An 11,780-nucleotide genomic window follows, 5' to 3' on the forward strand; every position below is an offset into this window, starting at 1 on the left:
ATTAACGAGTTCGTAGCAGTCGTTGATGGCAATGTTGTCGAAAGTCACGGCCACGTTTTGGGTAACGCCCATGGGCAACAGCACACTTACGTAGCCACGGCCTGTGGAGAGGCTACTTTTTTGTTGGAGTAGCCTCTCTTACAAGCAAAACCCTTATGCTCGATTCACACTTTCGTGTTTCTCAAAATGTCAATGAACGATATCGCAGTTACCAACACGGTACTCCGCACGGGCTATTTATTTTGGGTGCGTAGTAATCTTTGAACACTACGAACAACGAGGGGGATCATCCCTTATTCAATCATTTACTTGATTAAATAAAATTCATTTAACACTTCTGGTTCTATTAAATCTTCTTCCTTTAATTTTTCAAATACAGGCTGTAAAATTTCTTTTTTATTTTGCAGACTTATTTGTGAAAACAATAAGTGTACAACATCATCTGATGTATGTAACAGGGAACTTATCATTGCTAAAAACCAGTCATGTGCATTTCTCAACAACAATTCTATGTTATTGAGTAAAAATATCACATAGTCATTATCACTGTAATTGTGTTCTAATAGACTAATAATTGATTGAATTAAATCAGGCCGTTGGCTGTCGTCATAAATTACTTTACACAGACTATTAAACATCCATTCATTAAATATATCCATAGACATATTTTCAAGTTTCTCAAGGCTGTCAATAAAAATTTTCTCTTGATTAATATTTGATATTTTATTGTTTTCAACCAAGGCTGAAATTATCTCGGAAAGTTTACTGTTCACCATATTGTTACAATTTTTTCGTTAAAAATGTCAGGGTATTGATTTTGGTTGTTGTCTATTAATGCCCTTAATTTACTCATTACAGATTGATTATAAACACCATCTTGTTTATAAATATCAACTAAATTTTGAATATCAAATCTTAATGCTTGTGAAGGGCTTAAATCATAGTATGCTTGTCTTGTAATTGGATCCATATTACTACGAAATGTAGCGGTTCTACCATGCCTTGTTGTACTTGAAGGTATCCCCGATGTTTTTTCAATAGTGATTGCGTTCCCTTTGTAATAACTCCATTTTCCTTTACTCCAATGGTTTGAATATGTGGCATTTTGTAACAATCTTGACATATAAGCGTTTGAGGGTACATGATGTTTTTCAAGATTTACTAATCCTTTTCCTAAATCACCATACGAGCCCACCTGCAACTCTCCGCTAATTATATCTCGGATCTCTCTTAACGCAGCCTCCACCGCCCAATCACAAGCATCATCGGCAGCATCGGCAGAGAGGCGGCAGTTGGTACGTTTGTAAAGTTTTAGTACACCATTTTTTACCTTATTTCCAGTTGAGTTGATATAATCTACGCCATACAGTACTTTGGATTCTATCCAGCCATTGCCTGTTTTCCAACGTATTTCACTTAATACCCCATTGGTACACTTGAATACTTTTTGCCCCGATTTCATCACTACATCCACTACCCCGCGTGAGGCAGTTTTTACAAACTTCCCACCAAGCCCATGAATAGCATGGTGAATGACCTTGATTTGGTCACTAATATTATCAACTGCCTTTAGAATTTTGGTAAATTTAGCGGCTTGAAGTCCTGCCTGTCTTTTGATTTGAACCCATGCTTGGTCTCTGACCGTTTTATTGGTGACCAATTCTCGAATCATGTCAAAAGTCTCAAAGGTTTTTGTCATGATTTCGATACACTTGGGCGAAGGATTAAATGTACCAACGTTTGGGGAATAGCAGGTGGCTATGTCGAGTATCGAAACGGCAGAAGAGAACAATTGGCCAACGGTACTATAAGCACCATCTATAAAGCCCGCTACAAAAGCAGGGTCAGCTTGGTAATAAGCTAATGGTGGAGCAATGGGTACATCCCACAAACATTTAGGAATGATACCATCGGGGGCTGTGGCAAAACCACTGCTTGCACAAAGCTTGAGCACTTCATAAATTTCTTTCCAACCCCAACTTTGAATCTTAGTTGTACCTTGATAAACAGCGTTTTTGGCTTGACAAACAGTAGTAACTGCTGCTAATCTGGCGGTACGCTGAGCCGTGCGCGCCCCAAATCGTAGTTTGGAGCGAGTTTTATGCGTCGGAGACGCTGGGCCGTGTGCGCCCCAAATTGTAGTTTGGGGCGAGCCTTTAGTTTGGGGAGGGCAAACTAAATAAAAGGAAAGCCTGTTTTTAGGAAAAAATAGATAAATGGCCCCAAAAAACAAACTTCCCCAACCCACCCTCAAAGACCGTTTTGCGGCGCTCAAGTATTTACCCCCGTTTTTTAAGGAAATTTGGAATACCCACCCGTGGATGACAGCGGGCAATGGACTGCTACGTTTGGTACGTTCGGCTATTCCTTTTGGTACGTTGTATTTGGGCAAATTGATTATTGATGAGGTAGTAAGACTAATCAATTCCCACTCGACGGATACGTCTTGGTTGCTGTGGTTGATTGGCCTTGAGCTTGGGCTGGCGGTGCTGTCGGATGGCCTCAACCGTGCCACGTCCTTGCTCGATGCGCTCTTGGGCGATTTGCACGCCAATCGTTCTTCTATTCAAATCATGGAACACGCCGCTACCCTCGATTTGGCGCAATTTGAAGACCCCGTTTTTTACGATAAACTCGAACGCGCCCGTCAGCAAACCGTCGGACGCACGGCTTTGTTGGCCCAAACGCTGGCGCAATTCCAAGACATTATTACCATTGGTTTTCTGGGGGCAGGCTTGGTGGTGTTTAGTCCTTGGTTGATTTTGATACTGGTACTGAGCATCTTACCCGCGTTTTTGGGGGAGTTTTACTTCAACGCCGAAAGCTACGCCCTTTCTTACCAATGGACGCCCCAGCGCCGCGAACTCGATTACCTGCGTTATGTGGGAGCCAGCAACGTCAACGCCAAGGAGGTAAAGCTCTTTAACTTGTCGAAATTCTTGACGGAGCGTTTTCGGGAAGTATCGAGTGGGTACTATGAGCAAAACAAAAAATTGGCGATGCGACGGGCGTTTTGGGGCGCGCTGCTGACGGCCGTGGGGACGGCAGGCTACTACGGCGCTTACGGATACATTGGACTAGAAACCGTCAAAGGGAGCATTACGTTGGGGAGTTTAACGTTTTTGGCAGGGTCGTTTCGGCAGCTAAAATCGTCGCTCGAAGGGGTTCTGAACCGTTTTACGAGCATTTCGCAGGGGGCGTTGTACCTCAAAGACTTCTTTAATTTTTTTCACCTCCAACCTGAGGTGGCCTCGCCGCTGCACCCGCGCCCATTTCCTAGTGTTATTCAAGAAGGTTTTGTGTTTGAAAACGTCAGTTTTCGTTACCCAAATGCGTCCAAATGGGTGTTTGAGAACTTGAATTTTACCCTAAAAAAAGGCGAAAAACTGGCGATAGTGGGTGAAAATGGGGCAGGAAAAACGACCCTTGTGAAATTGTTGACCCGCTTGTATGATCCCACCGAAGGCCGTATTTTGTTAGATGGCGTGGATTTACGCGAGTACGATTTGGGTGAATTACAACGCCACATTGGGGTGATTTTTCAGGATTATATTCGTTTGATGATGACTGCGCAGGCCAACATTGCCGTGGGTGACATCGAGCATATCCACGAACTCCAGCGCGTGCAAACCGCCGCTGAGCGGAGTTTAGCTGCTAATTTGATTCAAAAATTTCCAAACGGCTTGCAGCAAGTGTTAGGACGGCATTTTAGCGGAGGTACGGAGCTGTCGGGCGGAGAGTGGCAAAAAATTGCCTTGGCCCGCGCCTACATGCGGGATTCTGAGTTGTTGATTTTGGACGAACCCACCGCTGCTTTGGACGCCCGCGCTGAATACGAGGTGTTTCAACGTTTCGCGGAATTGACACAAGGGAAAATGGCCTTGTTGATTTCGCACCGTTTCTCCACCGTCCGCATGGCCGATCGTATCATTGTGATCGAAAACGGTGAGTTGTTGGAATCGGGTAGCCACGAAACGTTGATGGCCCAAAAAGGACGTTACGCCGAGTTGTTTCAACTACAAGCAAGAGGTTATACCTAGAATATCGAGGGCACATCCCGAAAGTTTCAAACTTTCGGGATGTTTTTATTTTTACCTAAAACTAAACCCGCGTTTTACCTCAGTATATTCACGTTTATTCAAACGTTGAGCTTACTTACGGACTCGTGCGTTAACTTTAATTCTGCCTGGCGTTACCTTTTGGTATTTTTTGAACACAATCACAAACTTAATCGGAGTGGTGTAGCCCAAAAGGTCAGATACTTGCTTTACCGAATACCGACCGCTCTCAAGAAGCTCGCGTGCTTGTTGCATTTTGTGCTCTATAAAGTACTGGTGGTAAGGTGTTTGGTATAAGCTTTTAAATACACTTTTAAACTTGCTTGGACTTACTTTAAACGAGCTTGAAACTTCGTCAATGGATGGTATTTTAAAAGAAAAATCAGAAACAATTTGTTCGTGTAATTGCTGGATTTTTTCTACAAACTCGTCCTTAAATATATATATATCCTCAGAAGTATTGCTAGGTGTGTTCGTTGTGGATTTGCTAATTAAATTGGGGTAAATTCCTGTAGAAGAATGAATACAACTAAACGGAATTCGATGTTCAATAAGTAGCCTAAGAACTTGGCTTGAATCGCTTTCGGAAACAACGATGCTAATGTGCTCATTAGCGGGAGACGGTAGAGGAATATTTGTAATGGTTCCAGAGTTCATAGTACAATTGTTTAAAGAAAAGAGGATTGTCAATAGAATAGGAAATTATATACTAAATACTTTGCAAATAAGTGCTAAGTTGTTCGTGTTCATCGAGTTGTAATTTCTTTTTGATACGTACCCGAGATAATGTAACACTTTTGGGGCTTACTCCCAGAATTTGAGCTACTTGCTTAGGAGATAAGTTGATTTTTAAATAGGCACAATGTTTTAGGTCTAGTTCGGTAATTGAGGTTGAACGTTGGCGAAGCACTTCAAAAAAATGAGGTGATACTGCCTCAAAATGAAGCTTAAACTTATCCCACTCATTTTCATCGTTTGTATTATTATCAAAGGTTTTTAAAAGGTGTTTTATTTTAGTTCGTAAGCTAGGGTCGGCATTTTCGTTAAGCTGTTCAATTTCTTTTTTTATATTTCGTAACAAATCACTTTGTTGGCTCAAATGCAGGGTGGTTGTGGCGAGTTTTCGCTGTTCAAAATCAATTTTTTGCTGTAATTTTTCTTGTTCTAATTGGGTAAGCTGTTTAGTGAGCTGGTGATTCCGATAAATCAAAAAGCCCAAAGTTAGGGTAGTTAATAAAATACAAATACCAATAATAATGGCATATCTTAGCCGAACATTGGCTGCCTGAACCTCTTCGTCTTTTTGCGCAAGTTCGAAATGTGTTCGTTTGGCAACTGAGGTGTAGGTGCGTTCATTTGAATAAACAGAGTCACGCATTTTGATAGATTTCTGACTATTTATGAACGCATTTTTGAAGTCACCAATTGTATAATAGTAATTGGTCAACAGATTGTGCGCCCAAATCTTGGTCGAAGAAAATCGCGCTTTTTTATAAAATGCCAAATAACTTTTTTCTGCCTTCTCGTAATTTTTTTGTTTTAAATAAATCGTGCCAAGGATACCATCAACCTCGCCCGCATTGAACGTATGTGGATGTACCTTGTACAGTCTTTCGGCGGTAAGAATGGCCTTTAAGGCATCGTCATAACGCTTTAATTCAAGGAGAGTAATGGCATATTCGTAGTAATGATTTCCACATTTGTTAGAGGTATTTTGCTGACATTTAGCAATCGCTTGTTGATGAAATGTAATTGCTTTGTTAAGATTTTCTTCACGGGAGAATACCGAACCTAAGGCGCTTTTTGCGGTACTTTCTTCGAGAGATAATTGGTTCTTTTTCGCTAGTTCATTTGCTTGAAAAAAATAATATTTTGCTGTTTTAGTGTCACTGATTTCATAGTGATAATACCCCATGTCATAATAAAAACGAAAAATAGTTTTAACCGTAAATGCTGAGGCATTTGATTGGATGGTTTTTTCAATATTAAGTAAGTAATCTAAGCACGTATCACATTCTTTGATTGTTTCGACAATGAGCAAGTCTGCCTGAACTTGCCCTTCTAAATAGCCTATTTTTTTTGCAGCCGAGGCTGCTTTTTTTGCATATTCAGTGGCAAGGGTGTTGTTATACCAAAAGCGGTAGGTTTCGGCATAGCCCAGCAGGCAGATGACCTGTGCCAATGCTGAATTTGGGTGTTGTTCCTGAAACTTTTTTACCAATGAAAAAGCCTTGCTTGAGTCTATGGCACTGTAGGTTTCTATTTCTGCCTTGGCTGTCAGCCACTCCTTGGGCATTTGGTCGAAGCCTACGTTATGATTTTTTGTACAGTTATTTACCCCCAAACAAAGTATTGCAAATAACAGCCATATTTTGCACTTTTGATATACCTTTTGGGCAATGATAGCCATTTGTAACCTATCATTATGGTTAAAAAGCTGTTTTGTTAGGCCATCTTTGACCCTTTTGTTCTGGGATACACTACTTGTCTCAGTTGACGTCATCTATGTTTTGAATGAATCAGAATACACCATTGAACAAATTGTTTGCAAAGTAGTTCGAGCGGCGCTTACAAATTTCGCTAGGACATTTTTGTAGCATCTAACTCAAATAGAGCTTCAATGCAGAAAAGCATATAGCTGATGCCTAATAAATGCTTATACCAATGTGAATGTATTGAAAAAGGTACTTATGCAAAACAAATAAGGATTAAAAAATATACGTATAGATAGATTGGTAAAATAACATAGATATAAAAATTGTGATATTGTAATGATTTTAAAAGAAAAATGTACTTACGTGCATGTAATTTGAAGGATGCTAGAATTTTGCAATTATTAAACCTTGTTAAAAGACATACTTTCTTTAGCCTGTGAGATGTTTTATTTTGTTTTTGTTAGGATGCTTATTAAGCACTTTTTCAGGGAAGAGTCAGACGTATCCGGTACTTCATTACAAGGGAACTAAGACGACTTCGCTGGGAAGCTATCTTCAGTTTTATGAAGATAAAAGCCGACTGTTTGGTATAGAACAACTTCAAAAACTGCCCCCAAAAGCGTTTCAAAAAAATACTAAAACGGCTCCTAATTTTGGCGTTCGTAGCTCAAAAATATGGTTGAGGGCATCGCTCGAAAACCAGACGTCAGGAGCTCTTTATCTGCTTTGTGACGAAGAGAATATTTTCAAAATGGAAGTTTATGTTATCGACCAAAAAGGGGTAATTAGCTATTATAAAACGGGTTTTTTGGAAAAATATAACAGCCGATTTTTTCATAATAATCAGCTGACAGTACCGCTGGGGACTCATCCTCAAACAGTTTATATTGGAATAAGTGGCGATGCTACCTTATTGGCCTCAATGTACGTGGCGTCTGAGAGAGCGCTGGCGAGTTGGCAACACAGAAATGACACTTTTGAGGGTGTCTTTTTGGGGTGGATGTTGCTCGTATTTTTGTATAATTTATTTATTTTCATACAGTTACGTGAACGTCTTTATTTTACCTATTGCGTTTATGTCATCACTTGTACGTTTGTGGTTATTCGGCTCGAAGGCATCGGTTTTGATTTACTGTGGCCCGATTACCCGTCTTTTAACCGTTGGATTGATACACCGTCGGTGATTAATACATGGCTGGTGATTTTGTTTGCCATGCAGTTTCTTCAAACCAAAGCCATTGTGCCGCGTCTGCATCGCATCCTACAAGTATATTTGGGGTTGGTAAGTTGCTTACCCTTGCTCGAAATCTTTAACATTCGGCCCCTATCCAATAACCTGACGATGTTGTCTTTTTTGGTGAGCTGTACTTTGCTGATGACAACGGCTATTATCGTGTTTTGGAAAGGATTGCAGCAAGCTCGGTTTTATTTGTTGGGGTGGACGGTATTTCTTGGCTCGGTGGTTGTAATTACGTTGTGGAAAATGGGAATCATTACAAGTACTCATTTTTTGGTATATAATGCTTTTCCTATTGGAACGATGTTAGAAGCTGCGCTTTTCTCTTTTGCCCTTGCTGACCGTATCCGCATTTTTCGGCAGGAAGCAGACGACGCTCGTTCGTTGTCGCTGAAACGTTTGGAAGAAAACGAAAAGCTGCTGACCGAATACCAACGAGTTCAGGAGCAAAACCGTCAATTGCAAGAGAAAAACGCCCGTGTTGTTCTCGAAGACGCTCCCCAACCGCTCAAGCGCCTATCGGTGCCGTCGATGAACGGTGTGCTGTTGTTGCCGTTATCAGATATCATTCACTTGCAAGCGATGGGAAGTTATTGCAATATTTTTTTGACGAATCAGAAAAAAGTGATGGCTTCTAAGCCGTTGGCGGATTTTGAGCCATTTTTGGTGGAAAATGAATTTATGCGGGTACACAAATCTCACCTTATAAACTTACGCCAAGTAGTGCGTTATGTAAAAGGCGACGGCGGAACCCTCATCATGGCCGATGAAAGTGAGGTGAGCGTGTCACGCACGAAAAAGGCCGAGCTACTCGCAATTTTAGGGATTTGACGTACCTTTGTGCTTATTAAAGGCTAAATCCCTTTCAAATGCACCAATCATTTCAACTTACGCTGCCACCCGACGTGGCACTCGACGATACGGCTTTTCAACAGTACGTAGTTCGTCATTTGGGGCTACAACAAGCCGAAACCCTCACAATTCGTAAATTAAAGCAGTCCATCGACGCCCGCTCGCGGCAAGTGAAAGTCAACGTGTCGGTGGAGGTGTATGCCGATGAAGCTGCTCCACCAGCGATTGTCTATCAAAAAAATTACCCAGACGTATCTAATAAGCCTGCCGTGGTGATTGTGGGCTGCGGGCCTGCGGGGATGTTTGCAGCCTTGCGCCTGATTGAGTTGGGCTACAAACCCATTGTACTGGAGCGCGGTAAGGATGTACGAGCGCGTCGGCGCGATTTGGCAGCGATTAACAAAGAACACATCGTTGATCCCGATTCCAATTATTGCTTTGGAGAAGGTGGGGCAGGGACGTATTCAGACGGTAAATTATATACTCGTTCCAACAAAAGGGGCGATGTACGACGAATTTTGGAAATCTTGGTGGCGCACGGGGCTACCGAACAAATTCTATACGATGCCCATCCGCACATTGGCACCAACAAACTTCCCCCGCTGATTGCCGACATGCGCGAAAGCATTCTGCAAGCAGGTGGGGAAGTGCATTTTAACACGCGAGTGGCGGATTTTATACTTGATAATCAGTCCGAAGCGATTCATGGTGTCATCACGTCCGACGGCAAAGAGTACGTGGGATTGGGGGTGATTTTGGCGACGGGACACTCGGCCCGCGATATTTTCGAACTATGTCATCAACGAGGCGTTTACATTGAAAGTAAGCCCTTTGCCGTCGGGGTGCGGATTGAGCACGCCCAAAGCTTGATTGATTCGGTGCAGTACCATTGTGCTGATCGAGGGGCGTATTTGCCCGCGGCCTCATATAGCTTGGTGACTCAGACCCGCGTCAACGGCGTACAGCGGGGCGTATTTTCGTTTTGTATGTGTCCAGGTGGGTTTATCGTTCCAGCGGCAACGGCGCCAGGCGAATTGGTGGTCAATGGCATGTCGCCTTCGCGACGCGATTCCCGTTTTGCCAATTCGGGCATGGTAGTGAGCATCGAAGAAGTAGATTTAAAGCCGTTTGCCAAGTTTGGGCCATTGGCGGGGCTTGAACTTCAAAAGAAAATTGAACAAAAAGCCTGTGCCATTACGGGGGGGGGGCAGATAGCGCCTGCGCAACGGGTGCAGGATTTTATCAAACAACGCACGTCCAGTAGTTTGTTGGAAACATCCTACCAGCCTGGGCTACAGTCGCTGGATTTACGCGAGTATTTGCCGCCGCACATTGCCGAGCCTTTGCGGTTGGGTTTGCAAGATTTTGGAAAAAAAATGAAGGGGTATGTCTCAAACGAAGCACAATTGATTGGCACCGAAAGCCGAACCTCTTCTCCCGTACGTATCCCCCGCGATCGCGAAACGGCAGAGCATCTTCAAACCAAGCGACTTTTTCCATGTGGCGAAGGGGCAGGTTACGCGGGCGGCATCATGTCAGCGGCTTTAGACGGTACGTTTGTGGCGGAGTGTTTGGTGAAATTGTATGGGAAGTAGTTTTTTGTCATGCCGTAGGCATCTATCACCGTGTTATACCTTCCCGAAAGTTCAAAACTTTCGGGAAGATTTTTATAAATAGTGTGTTGGGATTCTCAAATCCCAACGAAGGGGTTGCTCACAACCCCGATTGTATTCATTTGTTGCCTCGCGGGGATTTGAGAATCCCCGCTCACTACGCCCACGGCATTGTCGGCATTAATTTTTTTACCCTTCAGGCAACCCATCGGGTTATTTCTGCATTTCTATCATTGAAACCAAACGAAGTAAACCCGTGTATCGCTGGCAGAAAGTTGTTGAAATGTGCAAAGAAAACAACCGATTCGCGCAGAATAGGCTGTATGAGGGCTTTGCCGCGCGACTGTTTCGGCTTTGTATGCGTTATGTTCGGCACAGCCAAGATGCGGAAGAAGTATTGATGAATGGTTTTTTGAAGTTTTTTAGAGGCTTGCCCGATTTTGACTACCGCGATGACCACAGCCTGGAAGCTTGGCTCAAACGTATCATGGTCAACGAAGCCCTCATGCACCTTCGTCAAAAAAAGGCATTGCCCGTATTTACGGATACCGACGAAGCGGATGGCGCCTATAAAATAGAGCTGCCCGATGCGTCGATTGATGCCGAAGCAATTTATGCCGCACTGCTCGAATTACCAGCGGGCTACCGTATGGTGTTTAATTTGTACGTCGTAGAAGGATTTAAACATGAAGAAATCGCCCAACAACTGAACATCAACGTCGGAACTTCCAAGTCGCAGTTGAGCAAAGCAAGGGCCATGTTACAACAACTTTTAAAACAAAGAGGCTATGAGCAATACGGAACGATTTGACGAATGGGTGAGGGGAGAACTGGATAGCCTCGATAGCCCACCCGAAAACTTTCGGTCGGGGATGGTTTGGCAGCAATTACAAGCCGAACTGCATCCTGCCGCCAAGGAAAAACCGTTGTTTGGTCGCCAAGGGAGGGTCATAGGTTATCGTATTGCCGCAGCGGTAGGGCTACTGTTGTTGGTGGGTGAAATGGGCTGGAGAATGCAGTGGTTTATTGATAAAAATACTGATAATCAGATAGTTAAAAAAAGTGTTAATGCGCTTCAAAAACATTCTTTGGTCACAATATCTAGGGAGCGTATTGGCCAGAAAGTTACGCCCGAACGGTCCCTTGTTCGTAAAAAATTAGCTGTGGCATCATCGCCCGCGACCCACCTTGCGCTAGCTCCTGCTCTTTCTGAAATCGAGCCAAACCACGAAGTAAAACATCCTGCTACTGAGGTTGAACCCGTGACGGTTGTTAAGTTGGAGACTGTTTCCACAACACCCGAAGTAGCCACGGCGTTGCTGCCCGAAGCAAGTCAGCCCGTTGCGACCAAACCGTCCCGTTTTTTTACGGCCAAAAACAAAGCCAAGTCTTCCTTTAAAATTATCCATGCCAACGAATTGGCTGATTACCACAAAGTAGAAATGGCCGAAGCCCGTGAAAAAGAGGCCAAATCCAAAGGGTTTGTGGTGATTAATTGGCATACCAACAGCGAGAATCAGTCGGAAAGTAGCATCATGACGTACCTCAGAAAAAAAGATTAAAACACTCAAAATCCTCTAAATAC

Annotated in this window: 9 protein-coding genes; 5 read left to right on the forward strand and 4 right to left on the reverse strand. The window is 43.1% G+C overall.

Annotation, left to right across the window (positions count from 1 at the left end; all coding sequences use genetic code 11):
- Nucleotides 1-305: 305 nt before the first annotated feature.
- Together AC23P2_RS29880 and AC23P2_RS29885 are read right to left on the reverse strand one after the other, a co-directional pair.
- On the reverse strand, nt 306-776 hold the full coding sequence (locus AC23P2_RS29880) for a hypothetical protein (protein WP_487776589.1): 471 nt from the start codon (nt 774-776) through the stop codon (nt 306-308).
- The gene (locus tag AC23P2_RS29885; RefSeq protein ID WP_487776590.1) at nt 770-1,891 is read right to left on the reverse strand and encodes a hypothetical protein; all 1,122 of its coding nucleotides are present in this window, start codon (nt 1,889-1,891) and stop codon (nt 770-772) included. The genes AC23P2_RS29880 and AC23P2_RS29885 overlap by 7 nt, the downstream gene beginning before the upstream one ends.
- A gap of 325 nt (nt 1,892-2,216) precedes the next feature.
- On the opposite strand from AC23P2_RS29885, the gene AC23P2_RS29890 reads away from it, so the two are divergent.
- Nucleotides 2,217-4,040 (forward strand): ABC transporter ATP-binding protein, encoded by a 1,824-nt coding sequence (locus AC23P2_RS29890; protein WP_487776591.1) that lies wholly within the window; start codon nt 2,217-2,219, stop codon nt 4,038-4,040.
- Between the two features lie 111 nt (nt 4,041-4,151).
- Here AC23P2_RS29890 and AC23P2_RS29895 read toward each other — a convergent pair whose 3' ends face one another.
- Entirely contained in the window at nt 4,152-4,715 is a 564-nt protein-coding gene (locus AC23P2_RS29895) for a helix-turn-helix domain-containing protein (protein ID WP_487776592.1), read from the reverse strand.
- A 52-nt stretch (nt 4,716-4,767) separates the two neighbouring features.
- Nucleotides 4,768-6,354 (reverse strand): hypothetical protein, encoded by a 1,587-nt coding sequence (locus tag AC23P2_RS29900; protein WP_487776593.1) that lies wholly within the window; start codon nt 6,352-6,354, stop codon nt 4,768-4,770.
- A gap of 575 nt (nt 6,355-6,929) precedes the next feature.
- Here AC23P2_RS29900 and AC23P2_RS29905 point away from each other — a divergent pair.
- The 4 genes from AC23P2_RS29905 to AC23P2_RS29920 all read left to right on the forward strand — a co-directional run bounded on the left by AC23P2_RS29905 (nt 6,930) and on the right by AC23P2_RS29920 (nt 11,757).
- Entirely contained in the window at nt 6,930-8,561 is a 1,632-nt protein-coding gene (locus AC23P2_RS29905; RefSeq protein WP_487776594.1) for a 7TM diverse intracellular signaling domain-containing protein, read from the forward strand.
- A gap of 38 nt (nt 8,562-8,599) precedes the next feature.
- Complete coding sequence (locus AC23P2_RS29910; protein WP_487776595.1) at nt 8,600-10,177, forward strand: NAD(P)/FAD-dependent oxidoreductase; 1,578 nt, start codon at nt 8,600-8,602, stop codon at nt 10,175-10,177.
- Nucleotides 10,178-10,451: 274 nt separating this feature from the next.
- A complete protein-coding gene (locus AC23P2_RS29915) occupies nt 10,452-11,006 on the forward strand; it encodes an RNA polymerase sigma factor (protein ID WP_487776596.1) in 555 nt (184 codons plus the stop codon).
- Entirely contained in the window at nt 10,984-11,757 is a 774-nt protein-coding gene (locus AC23P2_RS29920) for a hypothetical protein (protein WP_487776597.1), read from the forward strand. Before AC23P2_RS29915 ends, AC23P2_RS29920 begins: the two co-directional genes overlap by 23 nt.
- The last annotated feature ends 23 nt before the right edge of the window (nt 11,758-11,780 follow it).

Source organism: Runella sp. R0.1_18, assembly GCF_057652155.1.